Origin of the sequence: Pseudomonas fluorescens HK44 (assembly GCF_000217955.3) — a bacterium.
GTDB lineage: Bacteria > Pseudomonadota > Gammaproteobacteria > Pseudomonadales > Pseudomonadaceae > Aquipseudomonas > Aquipseudomonas fluorescens_AQ.
This window is the reverse complement of record NZ_AFOY02000015.1, coordinates 905,741-932,573: the sequence shown is the minus strand read 5'-3', so window position 1 is coordinate 932,573 and position 26,833 is coordinate 905,741. Positions and strand designations below refer to the sequence as shown.

At 60.1% G+C, this 26,833-nt stretch carries 23 protein-coding genes and 2 pseudogenes; 11 read left to right on the top strand and 14 right to left on the bottom strand.

Annotated features, from left to right (window positions below; translation table 11 throughout):
• Nucleotides 1–9: 9 nt before the first annotated feature.
• The 7 genes and pseudogenes from HK44_RS16975 to HK44_RS29830 all read right to left on the bottom strand — a co-directional run.
• Nucleotides 10–1,200: an efflux RND transporter periplasmic adaptor subunit gene (locus HK44_RS16975; RefSeq protein ID WP_019690301.1), complete on the bottom strand. Its 1,191-nt coding sequence runs from the start codon at nt 1,198–1,200 to the stop codon at nt 10–12.
• Nucleotides 1,197–2,705, bottom strand: coding sequence for an efflux transporter outer membrane subunit (locus HK44_RS16970; RefSeq protein WP_024265016.1), 1,509 nt, complete (start codon nt 2,703–2,705; stop codon nt 1,197–1,199). The genes HK44_RS16975 and HK44_RS16970 overlap by 4 nt, the downstream gene beginning before the upstream one ends.
• 126 nt (nt 2,706–2,831) lie before the next feature.
• Entirely contained in the window at nt 2,832–3,452 is a 621-nt protein-coding gene (locus HK44_RS16965) for a TetR/AcrR family transcriptional regulator (protein WP_019690303.1), read from the bottom strand.
• A 233-nt stretch (nt 3,453–3,685) separates the two neighbouring features.
• Entirely contained in the window at nt 3,686–4,288 is a 603-nt protein-coding gene (gene pcaG, locus HK44_RS16960) for a protocatechuate 3,4-dioxygenase subunit alpha (protein ID WP_019690304.1), read from the bottom strand.
• A 12-nt stretch (nt 4,289–4,300) separates the two neighbouring features.
• Complete coding sequence (gene pcaH, locus HK44_RS16955) at nt 4,301–5,020, bottom strand: protocatechuate 3,4-dioxygenase subunit beta (protein WP_019690305.1); 720 nt, start codon at nt 5,018–5,020, stop codon at nt 4,301–4,303.
• A 126-nt stretch (nt 5,021–5,146) separates the two neighbouring features.
• A complete protein-coding gene (gene pcaQ / locus HK44_RS16950; protein WP_019690306.1) occupies nt 5,147–6,076 on the bottom strand; it encodes a pca operon transcription factor PcaQ in 930 nt (309 codons plus the stop codon).
• Between the two features lie 124 nt (nt 6,077–6,200).
• Nucleotides 6,201–6,620 (bottom strand): annotated as a pseudogene (locus HK44_RS29830) (LysR substrate-binding domain-containing protein); the annotation flags it as partial.
• Here HK44_RS29830 and HK44_RS16940 point away from each other — a divergent pair.
• Nucleotides 6,621–6,794, top strand: a pseudogene (locus HK44_RS16940) (IS3 family transposase); the annotation flags it as partial.
• 69 nt (nt 6,795–6,863) lie between these two features.
• On the opposite strand, the gene HK44_RS16935 reads toward HK44_RS16940, so the two are convergent.
• From HK44_RS16935 to HK44_RS16910, 6 genes are all read right to left on the bottom strand, one after another.
• Nucleotides 6,864–8,204 carry a spinster family MFS transporter gene (locus HK44_RS16935; RefSeq protein ID WP_019690308.1) on the bottom strand — a complete coding sequence of 447 codons (1,341 nt, stop codon included), beginning with the start codon at nt 8,202–8,204 and terminating at the stop codon, nt 6,864–6,866.
• Between the two features lie 82 nt (nt 8,205–8,286).
• On the bottom strand, nt 8,287–9,315 hold the full coding sequence (dmpG, locus tag HK44_RS16930) for a 4-hydroxy-2-oxovalerate aldolase (protein WP_019690309.1): 1,029 nt from the start codon (nt 9,313–9,315) through the stop codon (nt 8,287–8,289).
• Between the two features lie 10 nt (nt 9,316–9,325).
• Complete coding sequence (locus HK44_RS16925) at nt 9,326–10,255, bottom strand: acetaldehyde dehydrogenase (acetylating) (RefSeq protein WP_019690310.1); 930 nt, start codon at nt 10,253–10,255, stop codon at nt 9,326–9,328.
• A gap of 37 nt (nt 10,256–10,292) precedes the next feature.
• Nucleotides 10,293–11,084, bottom strand: coding sequence for a fumarylacetoacetate hydrolase family protein (locus HK44_RS16920; protein ID WP_019690311.1), 792 nt, complete (start codon nt 11,082–11,084; stop codon nt 10,293–10,295).
• A 58-nt stretch (nt 11,085–11,142) separates the two neighbouring features.
• On the bottom strand, nt 11,143–11,916 hold the full coding sequence (locus HK44_RS16915; protein WP_019690312.1) for a glucose 1-dehydrogenase: 774 nt from the start codon (nt 11,914–11,916) through the stop codon (nt 11,143–11,145).
• 80 nt (nt 11,917–11,996) lie between these two features.
• Nucleotides 11,997–12,977, bottom strand: a complete 981-nt coding sequence (locus HK44_RS16910) for a flavin reductase (protein WP_019690313.1) — start codon at nt 12,975–12,977, stop codon at nt 11,997–11,999.
• Between the two features lie 322 nt (nt 12,978–13,299).
• Between HK44_RS16910 and HK44_RS16905 the strand changes: the two genes are divergently transcribed.
• The 6 genes from HK44_RS16905 to HK44_RS16880 all read left to right on the top strand — a co-directional run bounded on the left by HK44_RS16905 (nt 13,300) and on the right by HK44_RS16880 (nt 22,367).
• Complete coding sequence (locus HK44_RS16905; protein WP_019690314.1) at nt 13,300–14,736, top strand: coniferyl aldehyde dehydrogenase; 1,437 nt, start codon at nt 13,300–13,302, stop codon at nt 14,734–14,736.
• A gap of 55 nt (nt 14,737–14,791) precedes the next feature.
• Nucleotides 14,792–16,375: an amidase gene (locus HK44_RS16900; protein ID WP_019690315.1), complete on the top strand. Its 1,584-nt coding sequence runs from the start codon at nt 14,792–14,794 to the stop codon at nt 16,373–16,375.
• A 248-nt stretch (nt 16,376–16,623) separates the two neighbouring features.
• Nucleotides 16,624–17,811, top strand: coding sequence for an acyl-CoA dehydrogenase family protein (locus HK44_RS16895; protein ID WP_019690316.1), 1,188 nt, complete (start codon nt 16,624–16,626; stop codon nt 17,809–17,811).
• A gap of 90 nt (nt 17,812–17,901) precedes the next feature.
• Nucleotides 17,902–19,611, top strand: a complete 1,710-nt coding sequence (locus tag HK44_RS16890; RefSeq protein WP_019690317.1) for an FAD-binding protein — start codon at nt 17,902–17,904, stop codon at nt 19,609–19,611.
• 86 nt (nt 19,612–19,697) lie between these two features.
• Entirely contained in the window at nt 19,698–20,729 is a 1,032-nt protein-coding gene (locus tag HK44_RS16885; protein WP_019690318.1) for a ferredoxin--NADP reductase, read from the top strand.
• Between the two features lie 18 nt (nt 20,730–20,747).
• Entirely contained in the window at nt 20,748–22,367 is a 1,620-nt protein-coding gene (locus tag HK44_RS16880; RefSeq protein ID WP_033865472.1) for a FadD3 family acyl-CoA ligase, read from the top strand.
• A gap of 155 nt (nt 22,368–22,522) precedes the next feature.
• Here the strand turns inward: HK44_RS16880 and HK44_RS16875 are convergent, their stop codons facing one another.
• The gene (locus HK44_RS16875; protein ID WP_019690320.1) at nt 22,523–23,308 is read right to left on the bottom strand and encodes an enoyl-CoA hydratase; all 786 of its coding nucleotides are present in this window, start codon (nt 23,306–23,308) and stop codon (nt 22,523–22,525) included.
• Nucleotides 23,309–23,455: 147 nt separating this feature from the next.
• Here HK44_RS16875 and HK44_RS16870 point away from each other — a divergent pair, with 147 nt between their 5' ends.
• Genes HK44_RS16870 through HK44_RS16855 form a run of 4 tightly spaced genes read left to right on the top strand, consistent with a single transcriptional unit; the run spans nt 23,456 to nt 26,823 of the window.
• Nucleotides 23,456–24,241 (top strand): SDR family oxidoreductase, encoded by a 786-nt coding sequence (locus tag HK44_RS16870; protein WP_019690321.1) that lies wholly within the window; start codon nt 23,456–23,458, stop codon nt 24,239–24,241.
• A gap of 55 nt (nt 24,242–24,296) precedes the next feature.
• Complete coding sequence (locus HK44_RS16865) at nt 24,297–25,289, top strand: bifunctional MaoC family dehydratase N-terminal/OB-fold nucleic acid binding domain-containing protein (RefSeq protein ID WP_019690322.1); 993 nt, start codon at nt 24,297–24,299, stop codon at nt 25,287–25,289.
• A 9-nt stretch (nt 25,290–25,298) separates the two neighbouring features.
• On the top strand, nt 25,299–26,432 hold the full coding sequence (locus HK44_RS16860; RefSeq protein ID WP_019690323.1) for an acyl-CoA dehydrogenase family protein: 1,134 nt from the start codon (nt 25,299–25,301) through the stop codon (nt 26,430–26,432).
• The gene (locus HK44_RS16855) at nt 26,404–26,823 is read left to right on the top strand and encodes a MaoC family dehydratase (RefSeq protein WP_019690324.1); all 420 of its coding nucleotides are present in this window, start codon (nt 26,404–26,406) and stop codon (nt 26,821–26,823) included. Before HK44_RS16860 ends, HK44_RS16855 begins: the two co-directional genes overlap by 29 nt.
• Nucleotides 26,824–26,833: the final 10 nt, after the last annotated feature.

Below are 26,833 nucleotides of genomic sequence, written 5' to 3'. Positions count from 1 at the left end.
AATGCCCCATCAAGGTTTCAGATACTTGGCATATTGGCCACGATCATCGTTGGCGCTGATCACTTGCTCCACAACGTCATTGGCGTCCTTAAGCTCGTTTTCAAAGATGTCGGTGCTATAGGCCGGATGCGCAGGGGGCTGCTTCTTGAGCACCTGCCCACTGGTGTCGGAGGTATCAACCGACACACGCATGGACAGGCCAAGACGCAGCGGATTGTCGGCGACTTCCTGCGGTTTCAGGGCGATTCGCACAGGCACGCGCTGGGTAACCTTGATCCAGTTACCTGTAGCGTTCTGGGCAGGCATCAACGAAAACGCGCTTCCGGTGCCAGCATCCAGGCCTACGATGGAACCGTGAAATATCACGTTGCGGCTGTAGGCATCGGCACGTAGAACGACAGGTTGACCGATGCGCAAATCCTGGATCTGCGATTCCTTGAAGTTGGCGTTCACCCATACCTGGTCGATTGGCACCACTGACATCAGGGCCACGCCCGGATTGATTCGCTGACCTACCTGCACACTGCGCTTTGTGATGACACCGGTCACCGGCGAATAGATTTGGCTGCGATGTAAAGAAATACAGGCATCGCGCAAATTGGCGGCAGCCACCAGCACATCGGGGTGGGTACGCAGAGTCGTGTTATCGACCATGGCCAGGCGAACCGCCAGTGCATGCCGGGTACCGTCCAGACCCGCCAAGGCATTTTTAAGCACCTCCTCGGCATGGCTGATCTCTTCGCGAGAAACGGCGCCGCTGGCAGCAAGCTGATCGCGTCGGCGTACATCATCCTGGGCCTTGTTTACGTCGTTTTGTCGTTGGCTGACTTCAGCCTGCAGTTGTTGCACCTGGTAATACTGGGTGCGGGCCTGGCGTACGGCGCGGGCAAGGTTGGATTTGGCGCGCTCGAACTGGATCTCGGCATCCACAGCATTGAGCGTGACCAGCAGCGTATTGGCATCGACATGATCGGTGTTGTCGCCACTGATCATCGTCACGGTGCCACTGACCTGGGAGGTCACCTGAACGATGTTACCGTCCACATAGGCATCGTCGGTAGATACGGTACCAAGTCCCAACAGGTACCAGATGCCCAGGGTTGCCATTAACAGCGCGATGCCCAGGATCAGCAACAACTGGGGACGATATGAGGCTTGGGGTTGAGCGGGATCGACGGGAGAGGACGTTTGGTTGGTCATGATTTATCAGCTACAGTTGGGAGTGCAGGGGCGTTGGCGGAGAACTCGGGGCGATAGCCACCGCCCAGCGCCCGGCTCAAATTGGCTTGCAGAGAAAGCGCACGGGACTGCAACGCGACCAATTGACTTTTTTGGGTCAGTGTCGCGTTCTCGGTGGCCAGCACTTGCAGGTACGTGGCCAGCCCCGCGCCATAGCGCAGGTTGACCAGATCGGACGCGGCCTGGGCGGTGTTGACAGCCTCGAGTTGTTGGGTCAGTCGCTCTTTCAACCAACGCAACGAAGACAATTGATCGGCGATGTCACGTAGCGCATCAATGACGGTCTGGTTGTAGTTTTCAACTGCCAGGTCGTAAGCCGCATCCTGAGCATCCAGATTGCCGCGCAATCGTCCACCCTCGAAAATCGGCAGGCTGATCGCCGGCGAAAAGCCTAAAATTCTGCTGCTGTGGTCGTTGAAGGTGTCGAACGCAAGGCTTTGCAGGCCAATAAAGGACGTGAGGTTCACGTTTGGGTAAAACCGGGCTTTGGCCACATCAATCTCATGCCCCGACGCCTCTACGCGCCAGCGTTGAGCGACCACGTCGGGACGATGCCCGACCAGCTCGGCAGGAATATGGCTGGGTAATGCGATGGTGTTACTTGCCTGCATGTGGGGGCGGGCAATCGAGCGTCCACGGTCAGGTCCCTTGCCCAGTAAAGAGGCGAGCTTGTTCTGGTTCAGCTCGATCACTTCTTTGAGGCCTGCAATGTTGGCCCGGCTGGCGGGCAGCGAGGCTTGGGATTGCTTGATATCGATTTGCGTGCCCAATTCGGCGGTAAAGCGTTGCTGCGTCAGCTTTTCGATGTGGACTTGCTGGTCGAGTAACGCTTGAGCAACGTCAAGTTGCTCATAAGTGTCCTGCAAGGCTATATAGGTTTGCACGATGGATGCCGATAGCATCAGCGCAGCCGCATGGCTGTCGACTTCAAGCGCATGTCGGCGTCCCACCGCGGCTTCAACGGCAGAACGATTTTTGCCCCAGAAATCCAGTTCGTACCCGACATTCAGCGTCGCCTGGTCGACATTTTGCCAGGTGCCTTTAGCGGGCGCAGGCGTAGTGCCGTTAGCACTGAAGCGTTCGCGGGTGGTACTTGCCGTAGCGTCAATACGTGGTAGCAGCGAGGCACTTTCGATGGCCTCCATGGCGCCTGCCTGGCGCACGCGAGCGGTGGCGGAGCGCAGTGTCGGACTATCTGCGAGCGCCTCTTCAACCAAGGAATTGAGCTGCGGATCGTTGAAGCTGGTCCACCAGGTTTCGGTTGGCCAACCGGCAGTCGATAACGTGATGCCGCTATTGGCCAGTGTTTCGCTGGCACCCCCGGGCGAGAGCATTCGGGACTGGGGCTTCAAGTCACTGAAAGAGCAACCGGCAAGCAGGACCAGCAAGACAGCGGCTGACACTCGGGCGGCAAAGGGACGCCTGGATCGCACGTCCGTAAACTCCTCATTTTTTCGACTGTTCATGAACGGTATTCTCTGGCGTAAAGACTGGCGGGCAGAAATGAAAAGGTGACAGGTTGTGAGTGCGATTCGGTTAATAAACACTGTCAGTGTCGTTATGGGCAAAAAAAGATCTGGGCCTTCTGACGACTATCGAACTCTCAGGCCCTTGACGATCACCGCGACTGAATTGTCGATGTCATCCAGATTTTCCAGGTTCGCGGTGATCAGATGCAGCCAGGACATGCCTGTGAGCATCGACACGGCGGCCTCTACGGCAGGACCGTCGACAATTTCTCCTGCGCTCACTGCTCTGGCGAATATCTTGCGCAAAGTACGTTCGCGGCGCGGTAGAAACTCCTCTCGGAATTCCGCAATGGCCTTTGAATCCATCTGAATTTCAATGAAGAAACTGCGGAGGGTTTCCCCGGCGCTAGACGACCGCCACCAAGTCCAAAGTGAGCGCAAATGCACAATCAAATCCTGTTCCAGATTGCCGGTGTCGGGGGAGGTGACAAAAGTCAACGCGGCGCGCTCGTAAACATCTCTCAACAAAGCGCCTTTGCTGCGCCACCAGCGATAGATGGTCGGCTTGCTTGACCCGGCACGCTCGACCAGTGCGTCCATGGTGAACGCCCGGTACCCTTGCTCTTCAAGAATAGCGGCGGCCGCTTCGAGGATGGCCTCGGTACTTTGTGGGCTGCGCACCGCGCCAATCGAGGATCGGCTACGCGGTTTGGCAGGCGTTGACTGGGTGGTCTTTTGGATCATGGGCTTGGCGATGCTCGGAATCGGCTGTTCAGTGCCTTGCGGATTCTATAGAAACTGTCAGTGTTTATACAATGGTATTTTTTCAGAGGCACATGGCTGGCTGATGGTCAGGGGGGCTTGCCTACCACGACATTCCATCACGCCCAGTGATTGAGGATACGTCAGAAGGGGCTTCACCTGTGCAGATAGCCTCCCGGAAAAGGGGAGGCCGTCTCGACACTGTGCCTGCGTCGTCAGAAGTCGAAAAACACGGTTTCCGCTTCACCTTGAACATGAATATCGAACCGGTAGGCCAACTTCCCGTCAACCGTGCAGCGCTTGGCAATCAAGGTTTCACGCCGATGGGGTTGTTCGATCAGATTCAATACGGGGTCCACTGCATTCGCCTGCGGTTCGTCGTCGAAGTACAGTCGGGTCTGCAAGTGGATGTTGATGCCACGAGCAAACAGAGCCACGTTGATATGCGCGGCCATGGCAACGCCTGCGGAGTTGTTCACGACGCCGGGCTTCACGGTTTTGATCGTCCATTCACCGACATCGGTCGTGGCGGTACGGCCAAAACAGTTGAACGGTTTTTCCAGGTCGTAAACGCTGTCGTAGACGCCGTCATGATTGGCCTGCCAGAACTCCAGAAACGCGTCACGAATCAAGTGGCCATTACCGTCATAAACGTGGCCCAGCAATAAAATGTGCTCTCCTGGTGCGCCAGGTTTGGCCATGTCGTTCCAGATTTCCTGCTCGCGCGGCAGGTTGCCGGCAGCCTCCAATGCCAAGCCGATATGCACATAGGGGCCGGCCGTTTGCGACGGGGTTTCAGGCAGAAGTTGAACGGGCATACGCAGGCCTCCTCAGCGGTTTTCGAAGTGGGTCTTGCGCTGGCCGCGCAAGACGATATCAAAACGATAAGCCAGGCAATCCATAGGATTGGCCATGCTCATATCAAGTCTGGCGATCAAACTCTGCACCGCTTCCTGATTCGTGATCGACTTGACGATCGGGCACATGGGGATCAGCGGATCACCTTCGAAATACAGCTGAGTAATCAACCGCGTAGCAATGGACGGGCCACTGATGGAGACATGGATATGGGCCGGTCGCCAATCGTTGGGACCGTTGCGCCAAGGGTAGGGGCCGGGTTTGACGGTACGGAAGCTGTAGTTGCCCTCGCGGTCAGTCAGGGCACGGCCAACGCCGCCGAAATTCGGGTCAAGCGGGGCCAGGTAGCTGTCCTTCTTGTGCCGGTAACGGCCACCGGCATTGGCCTGCCACATTTCCACCAGGGTATGGGGGATCGGCTTGCCGTGCTGATCACACACGCGACCCGCGACAATGATCCGTTCACCGATCGGCAGACCACCGTGATTGAAATTCAACAGCAGATCGTTATCGTGCTGACCCATCTTCAGATGGGAAAAGTCCGGGCCGCTGGTTTCGGACAGGGATTGGGGAATGCTCACCAATGCCTGGCGGGGGGAGCGCGGGATCGACGTCTTGTAGTCAGGTGTCAGGGCTTTGGGATGCCAATTACGGTCACGAATGACGAAGCGGCTGTCGTGCGCATCAGACATGTCGTTTTTCCTGTTGTTATGGTTGGACGGAGGCGGGCACTGCGTTGGCAGCGACTCGTGCCCCAGTTTCCTCCTGCGCGACCTGATGCAAAATTGAAAAAAACGACTCTATCCATATCCAAACGGTTATGGATATTTTCCTTCGCGATATTCTTGCCCGACCTCGCGCAGGGCTTCCACGCACCACTGCGCCGCCGGAGTCACCGGCAACGCAGGATTGCTGCACAGCCCCACCGAACCGCCGGGTTCGCGCATCCCCAGATCCAACTCGACCAACTCACCTTGCCTCAAGTCCTGTCTGACAGCGTCATAGGGCGCCACCCAGATTGCCTGACTGCATTGTACGTAGCGCCGACTCAGGGCGACCGACAGGGTTTCCAGGCGTTGGCGTGATGGCGTTATCCCGTGCTGCACAAACAGGCTGTCGGCAAATTTCCGGATCGTTGTCCCCGCCGACGGCAATACCAGCGGATAGTCTTTGAGGTTTGTATGCCCCTGTGGATCGGTGAGAGCCGGGTGGCCAGCACGAACCACCAGGGTCATCGACTCGCTGTAGAGATGCTCGAACGTCAATCCGGAAATCAACGGGCTATCGGTCATTCGACCCACCACCAGGTCCAGTTCGCCGACCCGCAGTTGCGATAGCAAATAGGCGCTTGGCCCAGTCATGACACTGACCACCAATGCGGGATGTCGGTCGTGCAAGCGGCAGACCACTTCAGGAACCAGCAGGCTTTCGACGGTGGACAGCACGCCGAGCTGCACGGTAATCGGTTCATGCACACCGGAGCGCAGACTGTTAACCCCTTCGCGCAGCGATTGCACGCTGGGCCCTGCATATCGCAGAAAGGCTGCTCCGGCCTCGGTCAGTGCCGAGCCCTTTTTGCCCCGTTCAAACAGGGTGGCCTCCAGCAGGGTTTCCAGTTCCTTCAGGTTTTTGGAAAGCGCCGGTTGGCTGATTGCCAACTTGTCGGCAGCACGTGTCAGGTTGCCCTGGCGCGCCACCTCAAGAAAACACACCAGATGACGAAATTTGATTCGGGTATCGATGTTCAATCCGGCGCTCTACCTTTGTGGAGTGGCATCCATTATTCCTGGTGCCCCGCTGCTGACAATGGGGCGGTTATTGGTCGACGTTGGGCAATTCGAAGCCCGGGATCACCTTTCCTGGTTTGACTGCTTAGCGACACGGCACCTGCATGAGCTGGGTGGCCGACTCGGAAAGCGGCTCGAACCGCGAGTAGACAAAGCTTATTCAAAATGAATCGCCTCGACCAACGGTACGATAATCAAACCACTGTCCTGGGCCACGAATTCATCGATGATGGTCAGGCCCTGGCGTCCGATCTCTTCGGCCAGCAATCGGCCAAAAGGCCTGTCGGGGCGAAACAGCAAAACGGCTGGTCGACCAACTCGTGCAGTGACAAGCAAGGCCGGTGGGCAAAAAGTGATCGGCCGGCATCACGCAGACCATGCGTGTGCGCATGAAGGCCCGTGAGTGCAGGTGGTCGTGGATCAGCGGCAGTGCCGAAATGGCCAGGTCGACCTTCTTTGACAGGGTCTGGTAGGGCATATCGCCTATCAATGTTGTTTGCCATTCTTGAAAACTGAATGGATACCGACCGTGGACTCCATGACGGCTTGAGAGGCGCACCGAGACATCAGCCATTACCTGATTCATCGGTACGACTGGATTGGGCCCCATCAATTCAACGGTGGGCTGGCGTCAGCTCAGGCCGAGAAAAAACTTAACGTCGTGTCCGGGATTAGTTGACCACTACAGTTGGAGCACACACGGTGATTGCAGGCCTACTCGCCGCTACGTTTGCCCGCGGGCAGGTATTCAGGAAATTTCCTGAGTTATGGGGTTGGCTTCGACTATATGGTCGTAAGACGTGGCTGCTGCGTGTCGTGATGAACGAAACAGCAGATACACCGCTGCAACCACAGGCAAGCTGATCAGCAAAAGCGCGTAGCGCAGTGACTCGACGCCGAAAGTCGGATGCAGCGCATCGCTCAACAGACCAGTGAGCAAAGGGCCTATTCCAACGCCCAACAGCGTGGTGATAATGGTTTGCAAGGCGATGGCGGTTCCACGTCGGTTGGAAGGCACCAGTTGGGTGACCAGGTTGAACGACGGTGCGACCCACCACACCGCGAAGAAGCTGTACAGCGCGCACCAGAGCATGGCGGTGGGCACTGGTACATTGCCGATAGTTGTCAGCACGGCGCTGGGCCACAACAGATAGGTGGTCAATGCACCGATGGTCGCCAGATGGCCGATGACCGGGATGCCGATCTGCCAGTGTCGATTGCGCCGGGTCAGGTGATCGCTTAGCCAGCCACTGAACAGTCCGCCTATGCCTGCGGCCGTGCCGCAAATCACGCCGGCCAGTAACCCCGCATGTTGCAGCGATAGCCCGTGTGAGCGCACCAGAAAGCTGGTGTTCCACATCCCCACCGCATAGGAGGTGAGGGTGGTCAGGCCGCTGGCGAGAATCAGGCAACGATAGGCGGGCAGGGCCCAGAGCTTGCTTGCCTCACTGACCAGGCTTTGCATCGGGTGTGCAGTATTAGATCCTGCGTGGCTCAGGTCCCAGCGGCCACGCGCAGGGTCCCGGACGACAAAGGCCAGCAGGCAGGAAAACAGCAGTCCTGGCATCCCGATGGCAATGAAAGCGGTGCGCCAGCCATAGTTGTCGACCACCCAGGCGCCGATGCTCAGACCGATGATGGCGGAAAAAGTCGGGGCCGCGGTGAAGCAACTGATGGCGAACGAGCGTCGGTGGGGCGGATAAAGGTCGGCGATGATAGACATCGACGCCGACGTGGTTGGTGATTCGCTCATGGCCACGGCCATACGGGCGATGGCCAGGACCAGAAAGCTTCCGGCCACGCCACAGACCATAGTCGCTGCGGCCCACAACAGGCAGGACATGGCCAGTAAGCGGGTTCGCGACATGCTATCGGCAAGGCGCCCGGCGTGGAGGCCGAGCATGGCGTAGACCGCCGCGAACGCCAGACCGGAGACCAGTCCCATGGCGGTGTCGCTGACCCCGAACTCGAGTTTGATCGGTTCGATCATGACCGCCAGTATCTGTCGCCCGACGAAGTTGTCGGCAAAAACGATGGCCAGTAGAAACAGCAAGCCGTGGCTGCGCCAGCCGACGTGGGCACTGGACATGGGAGATACTCCTGGACAATTGGCTCGGGAGAGCCCCGAACTGGTGGCCTGTACTAACCATCCAGGCCACTGGACACCGCTATCAGGCGCGGACGCGAAGCTTGGCGAGGGTCATGGCGGTGTCTTCGATCATGTCTTCCTGACCGCCGACCATGCCACGACGGCCCATCTCCACAAGAATTTCCCGCGCCGGGACGCCGTACTTTTTCTCGGCGCGTTTGGCAAACAACAGAAACGATCCGTAGACCCCGGCATAACCCATGGTCAGCGCATCGCGGTCGCTGCGGATCGGAAAGTCCATGATTGGCACGACCAGATCCTCGGCCACGTCTTGGATGCCGAACACGCTGACACCGGTCTCGATGCCCATGCGATCACAGACCGCCACCAGAATTTCCATCGGTGTATTGCCGGCCCCAGCGCCCAGGCCCGCTGCTGCAGCGTCGATGCGCGTAGCACCCGCCTCGATCGCGGCGATGGAGTTCGCCACGCCCATGGACAGATTGTGATGGCCGTGGAAGCCTATTTCGGTGTGCGGGTCGAGTGCTTCACGCAGTGCCGCCACACGCTGATGGACCTCGTTGGGCAGCAGGTAACCGGCGGAGTCAGTGATGTAGATGCAATTGGCGCCGTAGCTTTCCATCAACTTGCCTTGGGCGGCCAGACCTTGCGGGCTGTTCATATGGGCCATCATCAGGAAGCCGACGGTGTCCATTTCCAGGCTGCGGGCCATGGCAATGTGCTGTTCGCTGACATCCGCTTCGGTGCAATGGGTGGCGACGCGAATGGTGTTCACGCCCAGCTCGCGGGCCATGCGCAGATGGTCAACCGTGCCGATGCCAGGCAGCAGCAAGGCCGAGACCTTGGCGTGTTTCATCAGCGGAATCACCGCCGACAGGTATTGCTCATCGGTATGCGCGGGGAAGCCATAATTCACCGAGCTGCCACCGAGGCCATCGCCGTGGGTGACTTCAATCAGCGGAACACCTGCCGCGTCCAGACCACAGGCAATGTCCTTCATTTGTTGCAGGCTGATCTGGTGACGTTTGGGGTGCATGCCGTCACGCAGGCACATGTCATGGACGGTGATTTTCTTGCCGCGAAGATCCATGGTCGACTCCTTAGGCGATGGCAGGTTGTGGGGCAGTGGCGTTGAGCACGCACTCGCCGTTGAGGATTTGTTCTGCAAACATTTCAGCGGTGCGGGCCGCTGCGGCGGTCATGATGTCGAGATTGCCGGCGTACTTGGGCAGGTAATCGCCTAGGCCTTCGACTTCCATGAAGATCGACACGCGGTTGCCGTCGAATACCGGCCCGTTGACCAGCTTGTAGCCAGGTACGTACTCGCGTACCTGTTCGATCATCTCGGCGATGGCCGCGCTGATCGCCGCCTGGTCCGGCTCGGTTTCGGTCAGGCAGTGCACGGTGTCGCGCATGATCAACGGGGGCTCGGCCGGGTTGATGATGATGATCGCCTTGCCTTTTTTCGCGCCGCCTACTGTCTCGATTGCACGGGTGGTGGTGCGGGTGAACTCGTCGATGTTTTTGCGGGTGCCGGGGCCGACCGACTTGGAGGCGGCGGTGGCGATGATCTCGGCGTAGGCTACCGGTTGCACGCTGGCGACCGCAGCCACCAGGGGAATAGTCGCCTGACCACCACAGGTCACCATGTTGACGTTCATCACGCCCAGACCGAGGTTGGCCTTAAGGTTTACTGGCGGTACGCAATAAGGACCGATGGCGGCAGGGGTGAGGTCGATCATCAGCACGCCGAGTTCGTTGAGCTTGCGGCTGTTTTCGGCGTGGACATAGGCCGAGGTGGCGTCGAAGGCAATCTGGATATTGTCTGCGAGTACATGGGGCAACAGGCCGTCGACCCCGTCGCTGGTGGTCTTCAGGCCCATTTCACGGGCACGGGTCAGGCCTTCAGAGGTGGCGTCGATGCCGACCATCCATACCGGTTCCAGGACTTCGCTACGTAGCAATTTATAGAGCAGATCGGTGCCGATATTGCCCGGCCCGATCAGGGCACACTTGATTTTTTTGCTCATGACATGACTCTCGATCAGAGGAAGGTAGGCGCGTGGTTCAAGGCACAAAACGCAGGCGCGAATGGCCCAGACCGCTTAGGGTCAGGCTGATTTCATCACCGGGAAGTACCCGCACCAGAGGCGCCAGGGCGCCAGAAAGAATAATTTCGCCCTTGCGGAACGGGATGCCAAATTCACCCAGGGTGTTGGCCAGCCAGGCCACTGCGGTGCAAGGGTGGCCCTGAACGGCAGAGCCCAGGCCGGTGCCGGCCGGCTGACCGTTTTTCAGAACCTGCAATTGGACCTTGGCCAGATCCAGTTCGCGTGGGTTGACCCGTTGCTGACCGAGGGCGAAGACCCCGCAGGAGGCGTTGTCGGCCACGGTGTCCTGGATGCGGATCTTCCAGTCTTCGATCCGTGAATCGACGATCTCGAAGCAAGGCAATACCCACTCGCTGGCGGCCATGACGTCTTCTGCGGTAATGCCGGGGCCGTGCAGGTCTTCGCCGAGAATGAAGGCGATCTCGCCTTCGGCACGGGGCTGGACCAGGTTGTGGGCGGCAAAGCTGATATCGCTGTCGTCCGCTACTTGCATACGGTCAGTCAGAAAGCCGAAGTCGGGTTGATGGACATCGAGCATTTCTTGCACGGCGCGGCTGGTGACGCCGATTTTCTTGCCAATCACCCGTTCGCCCAGGGCTTCGCGGCGCTGCAGGAAGCACAGGGAAATCCGGTAGGCATCGTCCAGGCTCAGGGCCGGGTAGCGCGCGGTGAGCGGGGGCAGGCTGTAGCGGTCGTGCAGGGCGCGGAAGAGTTCGTCGCCCAGCGCTTCTATCAAATGTGCGTCCATGAAGGTTCACTCGGCAGATCAAAAAAATAGGGCTTGGTTTCGGTCGGGTTTTGCACGATCAGCCCGGCCAGACGCTGGACTCGGCGCCGCCATCGACTTCGATGATCTTGCCAGTGACCCAGCGTGAGGCCGGCGAGGCCAGGTACAGGGCTGCTGCGGCAATGTCTTCAGGCTCGCCAAGGCTGAGCAGCGGGGTGTTCTTGATCATCCCTTCGCGCATTTCCACCGGTAGAACCCGGTTCAGCGCATCGGTCAGGATCGGTCCGGGGGCGATGGCATTGACCCGTACAAGCGGCGCGAAGTCCTGGGCCAGCAGGCGTGTCAGGTGGGTCAGTGCGGCCTTGGCGCTGCCGTAGGCACTGAACTGGGTCTGGGCGTAACGGGCCGCGCCGGAGGTGATATTGATGACATTGCCGGTACGGGCGTCGCGCATGTGCGGGACACACAACTGGCACAGTGCGTAGGCGGAGGTGACGTTGAAACGCAGAATTTCTTCGAAACGTTCGGCAGAGAGTTTGAGGGGGTCGTTGGGGCCTGCCCCACCCGCATTGTTGACCAGGTGCGTGATGCGCCCCAGCTGTTCCCTTGCCTGGCTGATCATGGCTTCACGTTGAGCGGCATCGTTGACATCACAAGTGACCGCCAGAGCGCGCTGACCCCGGCTGCGCACCTGCTCGGCGACGGCCTCGACGTCAGCCAGTGTGCGCGCTGCCAGCACTACATCCGCTCCGGCTTCGGCGTAGGCGAGGGCGATGGCGCGGCCTATGCCCCGACCGCCGCCGGTGATCACAGCAACGCTGCCACTCATGTTGAAACGCTGAAGAATACTCATGATGGTCCTTGTTATTTAGCTGTTGTATGCATCAGAACGGTTGGCCCCAGAGGCTGGGCATGGCGATTGGGCAGCGAGACTCAACGCGGCGCCCATAGATCGGGCAGTCCTGGATCGCTGGCGGCGATCAGGCGCTTGAGCAGTACCTTGAGCGCTTGGGCATCGCCCGGCCCCAGCTTGGCGCAAATGTCCTCTTCCACGGCCTTGGCCAGTGCCAACTGTTGTAACGACGCCTCGCGTCCGGTGGCGGTGAGCACATAACGGAGGTCTTTGCCGTCGCCTTCCAGCGCCACCATGTTTTGCCGCTCGAGAAACCGCATGCTCGCGACAGTCACGGTATGGCCGGTGTAACTGACGAACGTATTGATTTCCTCCAGGCTCAGGTTGTCGCGGATGCACAGCACTGAAAGGATAAAGAAGGCGTGTTCGTCCAGTTGCTGGTTGCTCAGCAGCCTATGCAAGGCGTCGAGCATCTGGTAATGGCCACGGCCCAGCAAGTAGCCGAGCAAATCCTCGGTGTAGCTGCATTCAGGCGGTGGTGGGGTGGTTGCCAAGCGCAATTCGCTGCGCGGTTTGCGCGTCGCCAGTGCGTATTGACCACTCTGGAACGCCAGCGGAGCGCGGTCGGTGTGATCGAAGGCAAGGACTTCGCCGACGAAGATGACATGGTCACCCCCTTCGTACTGAAAGGCCGTCCTGCACTGAAACCGTGCCGTGCAATCCTGCAGCAGGGGGGCTTCGCTGATCCCGGTGTCGAGTTCGATTTCGGCGAACTTGTCTTCTCCCTGCATGGCGAAGCGTCCGGACAGTACTTCCTGCTCGGTCGATAGCACATGCACGTTCCAGTGCCGACCGGTACTGAACACGGGAAGACTGCGGGCGTTCTTTGCCAGGCTCCAGAGCACCAGCGGCGGATTGAGCGAAACCGAATTGAAACTGTTCGCGGTAATACCAATAGGCGAACCGTCTTCGGCCTGAGTGGTAATGATCGTCACGCCGGTGGTGAAGGTGCCGAGGGCTGCCCGGAATGCCTGGGGATTGAAGCTGTTTTGCACTGCCATGATAGGCCTCATGGATTGAATTTTCGTGTTGGCAGTATTCCCGGCGTCGGGCGGCGCTACATCGTCTTTATGGACTAACGATTTTGACCGGGCCTCGTCCGATTGGACGAGGCGTTGCGAGTATTGGTCGGACTAGTTTGGGACGCCGAGTGAAGTTCCTGCGGGTCGAACTCGGCCTCGGTTTATCGCAGCCTTCGGCAGCGCCCGCAAAAGACCACGCTCATCCTTGTGTAGGCGCTGTCGCAGGCTGCGATGGACCCTGTGCGGCACAGTGGATTTTGCGCTGGGCAGACAATCAGGCTTTACATCAGAGGAGGCACGTATGAGCGCAGTGATTTCATCCGCCGAGGGGCTGTCAGCCCTGTTGTCCGGGCAGAAGGCGGCTTTTGTCGCCGCAGGAGCGATTAGTGCGAGCGAGCGGCGGGCACGTATCCAGCGGGTGATTGACTTGCTGGTCAGTCATCACCGGCCGCTGGCTGAAGCGATGGATGCGGACTTCGGCGGTCGGCCGCTGGGCTTCTCATTGATGAATGATGTATTGGGGTCGCTGGCGTCGCTCAAGCATGCCCGTGACCATTTTGAAGACTGGATGCAGGATGACCCACGTCATGCCTTTGCGCCTTATGATCGACTTGGTGCCAAGGCCTGGGTCATGTATCAGCCCAAAGGCACGATTGGCATCATCGGCACCTGGAATGCGCCGCTGTTCACCTTATTCAGTCCCCTTGCTTATGCGCTGGCGGCGGGTAATCGGGCGATCCTGAAACCGTCCGAAGTGGTCCCGCGCACGGCCAGACTGGTGGCTGAAATATTTGCCGAGCTGTTCGACCCGCTGGAAGTTGGCGTGGTCACGGGGGACGCCGACCTGGCCCAGGCCTTCACCGCGCAACCGTTCGATCATCTGGTGTTCACCGGCAGCACCGAGGTGGCCCGGTCAGTGATGCGTAACGCTGCCGAAAACCTGGTGCCCTTGACGCTTGAACTGGGCGGCAAATCGCCGGTTGTGATATCGCGCAGTGCGAACCTTACCAAGGCTGCCTTCAGCATCGCTGCCGCCAAGGCCTGCAACGGCGGGCAAATTTGTATCAACCCCGATCTGGTCTATGTGCCCCGTGAACAACTCGAGGACTTTCTCGGCGCTTTGCGGGCTGCCTACAGTGAGTTCTTCCCATCGGTAACTGGTAATGCGGATATCGTCGCGGTGGTCAATGTGCGTCACGTGCAACGGATCGAGGGCTATCTCGACGATGCCCGAGCCCGTGGTGCGCGTATCGAAAGCCTGCCTGAGCCGATGCCTGTCGATGCCAACGACCGTCGTCGACCGCTGCAAGTGGTGATTGATCCTCCGCAGGGTAGCCAGATCCTGCAGCAGGAGATTTTTGGCCCGGCCATGGTCCTGTTGCCTTATGACGATATTGATAAGGTGTTGGCCGACATCAATGCTCGGGCACGTCCGCTGGCCCTGTATTACTTCGGCGAAGATCTGCGCGAGCAGCAGAAGGTGCTGGAACATACGGTGTCCGGCGGCGTGACCCTCAACGATGTGATGATGCATGCGGCGATGCACGATGCCCCGTTCGGCGGGGTGGGGGCTTCCGGCATGGGTCATTATCATGGGCGCGAAGGCTTTCTCGAGTTCAGCCACATGCGCACGGTGTTCAAGGCCCCGGCCCATGATCCCCGCAAAGAGTGGGGAGTATTGCCACCCTATGGGGCGCAATTTCTGGCGGCGATGGAGGCGATGGTCACTGCCGATTGATGTGAAAGAATCCTAAGCCACTTTGCGAACAATGATAAAAACTGGAGAACAACCTTTGGAAAATTCTGTATTGCCGGCCGCCGACACGCCAGCGCCTGAACAAGCGACTGGCTGGTCACGTCGCCATGTCCTCAAAGCGGGCGCTTTGACCCTCGGTGCTGGCTTGATTGGACGTTTTGCCGATGCCAAAAGTGCAGGGGTATCAGCCAGCGACTATGCCGGGATGGATGCCTGGGCCATGGCTCAGGCCGTGCGTGCCGGCGAGATCAGCGCCGAAGATTTGCTGGCCGCCGCCATGGGCCGTTGCGACGCGATCAATCCCAGGGTCAACGCTGTGATCATGCGCCATGACGCTTACGCTCAAGCTTTGCTGGTGGCCAGGCGCGCCGCTGGCGAATCGGCCAAAGGCCCATTGGCCGGGGTGCCGGTGCTGCTCAAGGACCTCAATACCTACCTGGAAGGCACCACCACGACCAATGGTAGTCGTTTGTTCAAGGACGCTCCGGCCGCGCTGCACACCAGCACCCTGATTGCCCGTTATCAGGCAGCGGGCGCGGTACCATTTGGCAAGACGGCGGCACCGGAGTTCGGCTTGACCACCACCACTGAATCCCAGCTCTGGGGCCAGACCCGCAACCCCTGGAACCTGGCCATGAGCGCAGGTGGATCTTCCGGTGGCGCGGCCTCGGCCGTGGCGGCGGGTATTCTGCCCGTCGCGCACGCCACCGATGGCGGCGGGTCGATTCGTATTCCTGCGTCTTATTGCGGTGTGGTGGGTTTGAAGCCGAGCCGTTATCGCACCCCAAGCGGTCCAGGGCGGTTCGAAGGCTGGTTTGGTGCCAGTGTTGGCAACGTGGTCTCACGCAGCGTGCGTGATACCGCCCTGTTTCTCGATGCCGGTCAGGGGCATGAACCGGGCAGTCCTTACTGGCTGGCGCCGTTAGTGCGACCGTTTGTCGACGAGGTGGGGCGTGACCCAGGCCGCCTGCGCGTTGCCCTGGTACGCGAGTCACTGACCGGTGCTGCGCTCGACCCGGCGGTTGCCAAAGTGCTGGATGACAGCGTCAAGCTGCTGCTGAGTCTGGGTCACGAAATCGAAGACCTGCGCCTGCCGATCCAGCCGCAGCAATTGTTTGGTGCCCATGGTTCGGTGACGGCCACGGCCTTGCTGAGCATGGTGCATGACCGCGAGCAGGTGTTGGGCCGGGCCCTGAACCCCGATGAGTTGGAGAACATCACTAAAGTGGTATTGAGTCGGGCGGAAAAGGTCACTGGCGAGGTGCTGTTCCGGGCTCGACAATCGTTTGAAACCATCAGCGCGAGCATGGAGCAGCAGTTTGAGCGCTTCGATGTAATTCTCTCCCCGGTCACCGCCAACCTGACCCCTGAGCTGGGCATGCTGGCCCTGAGTCAGCCGTGGGAAAGTTACGCCCAACGGGCCGCCGGCAGTGCCGGCTTCACGGTGCTGGCGAACGTCAGCGGCCAGCCGGCGATTTCACTGCCGCTGGGCATGAGCGACAACGGTTTACCGATCGGCATGATGTTCACCGCGCGCATCGGTGCTGAAGACGTGCTGCTGCGTCTTGCCGGGCAGTTGGAGCAAACCCGTCCCTGGGCGGCCCGTCGGGCTGCGGTGTAACGGATCGTTCCCACGCTCCGGCTTGGGAATGCCTCACGTCCGCTTTTGGGACGCAGAGCGTCCCTGGCTGCATTCCCACGCAGAGTGAGGGAACGATCACCAAAAGCCATCCTCCCGCCAAACCAAAAACCGTGTTCAAGGATTGTCTCTAGTCCGCTTTGACGATGATCAAGCGTGCGCCACACCGGATTATTCATCACATACCGCCCGCGCATCCGCGCAGCGCGAGTTTGACGGAGAACAGACGGATGGAGCACATGCGAGAGAAAAGTCCGCTAGAGCTTGAACTGATCGAACGCGCCCGACGTTTGATCCCGGCCTTGAAAGCCCGCTCGGCCCAGGCCGATCGTGACTGCAAGCTACCTGAAGAAACCATTCGCGATCTGCAGGAGGCGGGCCTGTTCCGTGTCTTGCAACCGCGCATGTGGGGCGGTCATGAAGTCGATTTGCGGACCTTCTTTGAAATTCAGATGACCCTGGCTGAAGGCTGCATGTCCACCGCCTGGGTCTATGGCGTGATGGGTGTGCACCCATGGCAACTGGCGCGCTACCCGGTCGAGGCACAACGCGATGTCTGGGCTCAGGACAGTTCGGCGTTGGTGGCATCGACCTATATGCCGGTGGCCAAGGTAACGCCGGTTGAAGGGGGCTATCGGATCAGCGGTCGCTGGGGCTTCTCCAGCGGCAGCCAGCACAGCCAATGGTGCTTGCTGGGCGGCATTCTGCCGGTAGACGGCGACTTGGCATCCGAGCACGGCACGTTCCTGGTGCCTTGCAGCGATTACCGCATCGAAACCAACTGGGAGGTGTTGGGCCTACGGGGCAGTGGCAGCCATGACATTGTCGTTGAAGATGCTTTTGTACCGGCCCATCGCGTGCAGCGCACCAACAATTACAGCATTGAGGCGACACCCGGGCGCCAGGTCAACACCAACCCGATGTACTCCATTCCGTTCGCCCAGGTCTTCGTTCGGGCGGTGTCGACATCTGCCATCGGTGCCTTGCAGGGCGCGATCAACGAGTTCAGTGAAGCGGCGGCAAAACACATCGGCAAGCACGGCGCCAAGACCGCCGAGGACCCGCTGGCGCAAACGGCGGTGGCCGAAGCCATCATTACCGTTGACTCGCTCAAGCTGGTCCTGGAGCGCAACTACACCCACCTGCTGAAGCTGGCAGCGGCTGGCGTATACCCGGATGTGGAAACACGTTTGCTGTATCGCTATCAATCGGCTCACGTGACCAATGTGTGCGCTGATCGGGTCAGCGATCTGCTGCGTTCGATGGCTGCTTCAGGCCTGTACAGCACCAACCCGGTGGCACGCCTGTTCCGCGACCTGCATCAGGCTCGCGGCCACATCGCCAACAATGTGGCGGCCTATGGGCGCAGCTTCGGCACGGTACAGCTGGGTTTGCCCAACCCCGACCCGTTCGTTTGACCGACTCCCTGGCACTGACGCTCGCTGCGGTGAGCGTCGGTGCAATCTGGCGCAGGGCATCTTCTGACCTCAGCTAATGGCATAACAATAATGACGGCTCAAGTTCAGTCTCAATCCAGCTACGACGTGATCGTCGTCGGCTCCGGCGCAGGTGCAATGACCTCGGCGATCTTCGCCGCCGATCAGGGTCTGTCAGTGCTGATCATCGAGAAGAGTGACAAGTACGGCGGTACTTCAGCGATTTCCGGTGGTGGTATCTGGATTCCGAACAATCACTACTTTGCCGCCAAGGGTGGCCGGGACAGCTTCGAGCTGGCGTTGCAGTACCTGAAGGCAGCCACTGGCGAGCAGGGCGATGAGCAGCGGTTGCGCGCCTACTTGAGCAACGCTGCACCGATGATTCAAAAACTGACGAAGGCCACCCGGGTGCGTTATGCGGTGGCCGAGAAATATCCGGATTATTACCCGCATCTGCCAGGTGCCTTGCCCGGTGGGCGGACCCTGGACCCGGAGTTGTTCGACACCAGCCAGCTTGGTGAGGAACTGGCGAATCTGCGCAAGCCATCGCCTTCCACCTTGCTCATGGGACGAATCGCCTGGACTGCCCGCCACGCGCACAAAGCCATGGCCCGTGGTTTCGGTTGGCAACTACTGATATTCGGCCTGATGGCGCGTTACAAACTGGACTTCAAATGGCGGCGCAAGAGTAAGTACGACCGTCGTGCGGCGCTCGGTAGTTCGTTGGTGGCATCGCTTCGCCGTTCGTTGATGGATCGCAATGTACCGCTGTGGCTGAACACTGATTTTCGCGAATTGCTGACCGAGGAGGGTCGCGTCACTGGCGTGCGTGTTCACAGCGCAGGACGCGACCTTGAGCTGAAGGCTCGCTGTGGCGTGATCTTTGGCTCCGGTGGTTTCGAGCAGAATCAGGCACTGCGCGAAAAATTCCTGCCGCAACCGACACGTACTACCTGGAGTGCTACGCCACCGGGCAACAACACCGGCGCGGCGCTGGAGGCCGGGATGAACCTGGGCGCGGCAACCGCCTTGATGGATTGGGCCTGGTGGGCGCCGACCATCGCCGTACCTGGTGAGGAAAAACCCCGAGGTGTGTTTGCCGAACGGGCGTTTCCGGGTGCCATCGTGGTCAATGGGTTGGGACGGCGTTTCGTCAATGAGGCGGCGCCGTACCTGGAGTTTGTCGATGCCATGTACCGCGACAACCAGGCCAACGGCGGCAAGACCATACCGGCCTGGGTGATTTTCGATGCCCATTTCCGCTTTCACTACGCCATGGGCCCTCTGATGCCGGCGCAAGTGATGCCCGATAGTCGTCTGCGCAAGGAATGGCGCGACGCCCTGTACTGGAAGGCTGACAGCCTTGCCGAGCTGGCCGACCGGATCGGTATTGACGCCGCGGGGCTGGAGAGCACCGTGCAGAAGGTCAACGCATACGCCCGCAGCGGGGATGACCTGGATTTCGCACGGGGCGGCAACGTTTTCGACCGTTATTACGGTGACAGCAACATCAAGCCCAATCCTTGCCTGGCTCCTTTGAGTAAAGGGCCTTATTACGCCATGCGCCTGGACGCTGGCGATATCGGCACCAAAGGCGGGTTGCTGACCAACGAGCATGCACAGGTGGTCCGCGAAGACGGGCAACCGATTCCCGGTTTGTATGCCATCGGTAATTGCTCGGCTTCGGTCATGGGCACCAGCTACCCCGGTGCCGGCGGCACGTTGGGGCCGGCGATGACCTTCGGTTACATCGCCGCCAATCACCTTGTAGACAATTCTTGAGGGGGTGCCATGCACGTATCCAGGCAAAACACCTGCACCGGTATTTTCCGGCCGCCGCGCCGGGCGCTCCGTCATGAGTATTTAATATGAGCCTTCAGCACTACGTTGCCTTGCGCGTGGCGCAAGTCGTGGAAGAAACCGACGATACCCGCTCACTGGTGTTTGACATACCTGCTGAGTGGGGCGAGCGGTTTCGCTACAAACCGGGGCAGTTCCTGACCCTGCGTGTGCCCTTCGAGGGTGGCTGGTTACCACGCTGTTATTCACTGTCCAGCACCCCGTTTGAAGACGAACCACTGCGCGTCACCATCAAGCGGGTCCGCGAGGGTCGTGCTTCGAACTGGTTGTGTCAGCAATTGCAGGTAGGCGACAGCGTGGAGGTCTTGCCGCCGGCCGGGGTCTTCGTACCTCGTCAACTGGACCGTGATTTTGTGCTGTTCGGCGGCGGCAGCGGTGTCACGCCGGTGCTGTCGATCCTGCGTTCGGCGTTGCTCGCAGGAAAGGGGCGGATCCTCCTGATCTACGCCAATCGTGATGAAGCTTCCGTGATTTTTCGCAATGAGCTCAAGGCGCTGGCCAGCGCTTATCCCCAGCGCCTGCAAGTGATCCATTGGCTGGATTCGGTGCAGGGCATTCCAGCGGTGGCGCAACTGGCCGAATTGGCGCGACCCTTTGTTCAGGCTGATGCCTTTATCTGCGGGCCTGGCCCATTTATGGACGCTGCGGTCAGTGCGCTGCACCTGCTTGGAATGGATACCGGGCGTATTCATGTAGAGCGCTTTGTCTCGCTGCCTGAAGAAGGGTCAGTCGCCGTTTCGCAAGCGCTCGACATCAGCGTGACGATCGCCCAATTGTCGGTGCGTCTGGACGGTGAGGAGCATGAAGTGCCCTGCGCCGACGGTGAAACCTTGCTCAGCGCCATGCAGCGTGCGGGTTTGCGCCCCCCTAGTTCGTGTCTGGTGGGTTCCTGTGCGACCTGTATGTGCACCCTTGAGCAGGGCTCTGTGGAATTACTGCGCAACGACGCCCTTGACCAGCAAGAACTCGACGAAGGCTGGACGCTTGCCTGCCAGGCCTTGGCCACTAGCGAACACCTGCGTGTGCGCTTCCCCGAATGATCCATTTGTGAGTCTGCCATGAGCCCGACCCGGTTATCTGCTTCGCCTTGTTCCTCCCTATCCAACGGGTCATTGCCGGCTTCCATTCCGGCATTGATATTCGCCGCGGCGATTCGTCATGCCGGGCGCACGGCCATCGAAGAAGGGGCGATCAGCACCGATTACAAAGCGCTGCCCCATCTGGCCCTGAGCGTCACCCGGAGTCTGATGACCTTGGGTATCGAAGCCGGAGATCGCGTAGCCATCTGGGCCCCGAATAGCCGGGACTGGATTATTGCCGCTCTGGGCATCCACTGTGCCGGTGCGGTGATGGTGCCGATCAATACCCGGATGAAGGGCGCCGAAGCGGCGGATATTCTCAAGCGCAGCGGCGCGCGGGTGCTGTTCGTGCAGGGCGAGTTTCTCGGGGTCGACTACCTGTCGCTGCTCCAGCCACATTGCCCGGTCGAACTTGAACACCGGGTGCTGTTTGGCAGCAGCCAGGCCCAGGCTGACGACGATTTCAGCTGGGACGAGTTTCTCGCTCAGGGTGCGTCAGTCAGTATGCTTCAGGCCCGCGAACGGGCCGCTGCGGTGGGTCCCGATGACCTCAGCGATTTGCTGTTTACCTCGGGTACCACCGGCAAGCCCAAAGGCGTGATGAGTGCCCACGGACAGAACCTGATGGCGTTCAACGAATTTGCAAAGGTCATCGGTTTGCAAGCCGGGGATCGTTACCTGGTGATCAATCCGTTCTTCCACGCTTTCGGCTACAAGGCCGGCTGGCTCACCTGTCTGTTGGCGGGGGCGACCATCCTGCCGCATCCGGTGTTCGATGCCGAAACGGTGTTCCAGCGCATAGCCGCCGAGCGCGTGACGGTACTGCCCGGGCCGCCGACGCTGTATCTGTCGATGCTCGCGCATCCGCGACTGGCTGAGACGGACCTGTCCAGCCTGCGCATTGCGGTGACGGGCGCCGCGACTATCCCGCCGGTTCTGATCGAACGCATGCGGCGTGAACTCGGATTTACCGTGGTCACCACAGCCTATGGCCTGACCGAGTGTGGTGGCCTGGCAACGATCTGTGATCCGCTGGATCCGGCAGAAACTATCGCGGGCACCAGTGGCCGCGCGATTCGCGGCTCTGAAGTGAGTATTCGCGACGCCGATAATCAACCTTTGGCCCAGGGCGAATCAGGGGAAATCTGCCTGCGCGGTTTCCATGTCATGCAGGGCTACTTTGAAGACCCGCAAGCGACTGCAGAAACCATCGACGCACAAGGCTGGCTGCACACAGGCGACGTTGGCAATCTGGATGGCCAGGGTAATCTGCGCATCACCGATCGACTCAAGGACATGTTCATCGTCGGTGGTTTTAACTGCTACCCGGCAGAGATCGAAGCCGGGTTGATCGAACACCCGGCGATTGCCCAAGTGGCGGTGATCGGCATTCCCGATGAGAGAATGGGCGAGGTGGGGTGTGCTTGCGTGGTGCTTCGCCATGACCAAAACCTTGATGAGGCGGGCTTGATCGGCTGGGCTCGCGAGCGCATGGCCAACTACAAAGTACCGCGCAAGGTGCGTTTCTATACGGCGCTGCCGGTCAATGCGTCGAACAAAGTGGCGAAGAATGAGCTGCGGGCGGCGTGGGTGGGCTGACTCAAATCTGTGAACGACGGCGAATCAATCTTTGCTCTGAATCGCGTTATGGCAATTTACGACTGCTGCGCAGCCGATCGCAGCCTGGCAGCAGCTGCTACGGGGATCTGCGTTGTGTGATCAGCAGATCCAGTGCGGGGCGGGCAAGCCGCCGATCAGTTCCCTTCAAACCTTGCCGGGCGCTTTTCGATAAAGGCTTGCATGCCTTCCTTTTGATCGCGGGAGGCGAACAGCAGGGCGTTGGCCTTGCGTTCCAGAGCCAGGCCGGTTTCGAGTGGCGCGTCCATGCCGGCGAGAATGACTTCCTTAATCTGTTCGGCCGCCAGCGGCGGCATGGCCGCAATCAGCTTGGCCATTTCCAGCGCATGGGCCTGCACGTCTTCGTCGGCCACCACTTCACTGACCAGACCCGAGATCCACGCTTCTTCGGCAGTGATTGGCTGGCCGGTCAAGGCCATGCGCATCGCCTTGGCCTTGCCCACGGCGCGTATCAGACGCTGGGTTCCCCCGATGCCGGGCATGATGCCGATGCGAATCTCCGGCTGGCAGAAGCGCGCGCTGCGCCCGGCAATGATGATGTCGGCAAGCATTGCCAGCTCGCAGCCGCCGCCATAGGCATAGCCACAGACCGCCGCGATCACCGGTTTCGGACAGTGCTGGATTGGCGCCCAGACCCGCTCGGTGTGGCGTTGATAGATGTCGATCGGGCCGACCCCGGCCATGCTGTTGATGTCGCCGCCAGCGGCAAACACCTTGTCGCCTCCGGTCAGCAGGATGCAACGCACATCGGGGGCGGCACCCAACTCGGTGAAATGATGGGACAGCAGCGCCTGCAGCTCCAGGCTCAGGGCATTGGTTGCCTGGGGTCGGTTGAGTCGTAGCAAGGCGACGCCCGGCGCCGGGAATTCGAGTAGTACCGATGAGGCAGATAGATCAGGCATAAGTGTTCTCTTTTGGCCAGCACCTGACAAAGGGTGTGCGCCTTGATTGTTGCTGTGTGCCCCTTGCGCTTCATCGTCCGTTCAGACGAAGAGCGGGTTTGGGTTTGTCCCTAGAGTGTGATCAATCAGCACACTCAGGAGCCTCTCATGGGCCAACATTCGCAGCTCGATTACAGTGGTAAGGTGGTGCTTGTCACCGGCGGTACCAAAGGTATCGGCGCCGGCATCGCCCGTAGTTTTCTGGCGGCCAATGCCCGAGTCATCGTGTGTGGCCGCAGCACGCCTGAAACCCTGCCGTCGGTAGGTGAAGCGCACGCTGCATTCATGGCTGCCGATGTGCGCGACCAGGACTCGCTCAAGGCTCTGTTCGATACGGTCCGTGCCAAGTACGGACGGCTCGATGTACTGATCAACAACGCTGGCGGCAGCCCGGCGACGGACGCTGCCAGCGCTTCGCCGCGTTTCCACGAAGGCATCATCCGGCTCAATCTGATTGCCCCCTTGAACGTCGCTCAACAGGCCAACCTGCTCATGCAGGAACAGCCGGACGGTGGCTGCATCGTGTTTATCGGCAGCATCAGTGCGTTGCGGGCTTCTCCCGGGACCGCCGCCTATGGCGCGGCCAAGGCCGGGGTGCTGGCATTGGTGCAATCGCTGGCCGTGGAATGGGCGCCGAAGGTTCGCGTGGTGGCGGTCAGCCCCGGTCTGGTTCAGACCGAACAATCCCATTTGCATTACGGCGCCGAGAGCGGCATTGCCGCTGTCAGTGCTGGCATTCCGGCCGGGCGCATGGCCCAGCCGGAAGACATCGGCAACGCCTGTCTGTTCATCGCCTCGCCGTTGGCCGGATACGCCAGCGGCTGCAATTTGCTGTTGCACGGTGGGGGTGAGCGCCCGGCTTTTCTCGGTGCGGCCCAGGCTGCGCCCAACTGATCGAACTCGGTGGCGCCTGAATTCGGTCGCCGCTCTCAACATGCAGGAGACGAACTTGGCTGATCCAGAATTGCTATCCAAAGTGCGCGCCCTAGTGGGGCGTGAATACGGTCGCGTCTATGCCTGGGACGAAGTCAATGCGCCGATGATCCGCCAGTGGTGCGAAATCATGGGCGTGGACAATCCGGCCTATACCGATGCTGCCTTCGCCACCAACAGTGTGCATGACGGGCGGGTTGCGCCGCCGGCGATGCTCCAAGTCTGGTGCATGGAAGGCTTCCATCTGAACAATTATGCACCGGGCTCGACCAGCGAAAACCCCTATGAGGTACTCAAGCTGATCGAGGCTCATGGCTACCCTTCGGTGGTCGCAGTGAATTCGGAGTTCAGCTTCAACCGCAACCTGCGCCCCGGTGAGCGCCTCTACTACACCACGCGGCTGGACTCGGTCGGGGATGAAAAAACCACCGGACTCGGTACCGGCTTCTTCGTCACGCTGGTGATGAGTTACTTCGTCGAACAAGCCAATGGCGGTCTTTCGGCTTGTGCCGATGAAGCGGTCGGCGAACTGTTGTTCCGGGTCTTCAAATTCCGCCCGGCAAACGTCCAGAAGCCTGAGGCCAAACCTAAGGTGGCAGAGGTGACCAAGGCCAAACGGCCCAAGCCCGGTACCAGCGATGACTCGCGTTTCTTCTGGGAAGGCTGCGATGCGGGCAAATTGCTCATTCAGCGTTGCACCGCCTGCGCCACCTTGCGTCATCCACCGGCGCCGGTGTGCATCGAGTGCCATTCCTTTGATTGGGACACAGTCGAGGCCAGTGGTCGCGCCAGTCTGTACTCCTTCGTCATCATGCATTACCCCGAAGTGGCGCCATTCGACCATCCGAATCCGATCGGTTTGATCGAGTTGGAGGAGGGCGTGCGTCTGGTTGCAGGTCTGGTGGGCGTCAAGCGCGAAGAGCTGAGCATCGGCCAGCGTCTGCAGGTCGAGTTCCAGACCTTCGACGACGAGCTGACCCTGCCGCTGTTCCGGCCAGTGGCCGAGTAGGGGGACACCATGGATTTCGAACTCACCGAAGATCAGCGGGCTATCGCACAGATGGCCGGCAGCGTGTTTACCGACTATTGCACCGATGAACGCCTGCGCTATGACGACATGAACGGTGAACCGTTCATGCAGTCGCTGTGGAGTCTGTGCGTGGAAACCGGCCTGCATGCGCTGGCGATTCCTGAAGCGCAGGACGGCAGCGGTCTGGGCATGACCGAGCTGATGCTGGTGCTTGAGGCTCAAGGGCGCGCCCTGGGACAGGTCCCGCTGTGGCGTCACCAACTGGCGGCCGCGACGCTGGCGCAGTTCGTCGACGAAGCCCTTATGCCTTGGGCAAGTAACGCCGCGAAAGCCCAGACACTGCTGACCCTTGCCATCGAGGCCCTGAGCAGCGCCCACGGCATTCAATTGAAAGCCCGGCGCACGGGCAACGGCTGGACTCTGAGCGGGCGGGTTGCCGCCGTGTCTCTGGCCGAGCAATCCCAGGCGGCCTTGCTGCCGGTGGTGGCGGAAGGCGAGTCACGGCTGTTGTTGGTTGAGCTGACGGCGGCGGGCATCTCTCACGTTCCTGGCGTGATGACCCACGGCGAAGCGATTGCTGACCTGCATTTCGCAGAGGTTGCTATCGAGGCCGAGCAGATGCTGCCTGCTGCGGCGCTGAGCTGGCTGGAGCCTCGGGCCACGGCAGCACTGGCATCGTTGCAACTGGGTGTCAGCGCCGAGCAGATCCGTCGCACGGTCGAATACGTCACCGAGCGCAAACAATTCGAACGCAGCATCGGCAGTTTCCAGGCCGTGCAGATGAGCATGGCCAATGCGCATGTCGCGCTGGAAGCCTTGCGCAGTGCGTTGTGGCAATTGTGCTACCGCCTGGATGCCGGATTGCCGGCACCGTCCGAAGCGCTGGCCACCGCTTGGCTGGCCTGTGAGGCCGGGCACTTGATCGGTCACAACGCACAGCATGTACACGGTGGCATTGGCGTCGATCTAACGTACCCGATGCACCGTTTTCTTTACTGGAGCCGCGCCCTGGGCAGTGCCCTCGGGGGCTCGGCGGCAAGCCTGGAACGCCTCGGCGATTGGCTGAGCGATAACGACAAGCTGGGATGGAAATATGACCTCGAAGAACACCAAGCGCTTTGAAGACGTGCGCCCCGGCGAAGTATTGCCGCAGCTGGCGATTCCAATCACGGTCGGCCTGATCACCGGCGGCGCAATCGCCACGCGTGATTACTTCCCCGGCCACCACGACCTCGAGGCTGCCCGCGAACTCGGCTCGCCGCACATCTTCATGAACATCCTCACCACCAACGGCCTGGTACAGCGATTCGTCGAAGGCTGGGTTGGACCTGAAGCGCGCTTTGCCTCGCTGAAGATCAAGCTCGGCGCGCCCAATTATCCGGGCGACACCATGACCTTCAGCGGCGCGGTCAGCCATCTGGATGCCGCCACTCGCACGGTGGAAATAACCTTCAGTGGGAAAAATTCGATGGGCAACCACGTGACCGGTACGGTCGCGTTGGTTTTGCCCTGATAGCGGGGGA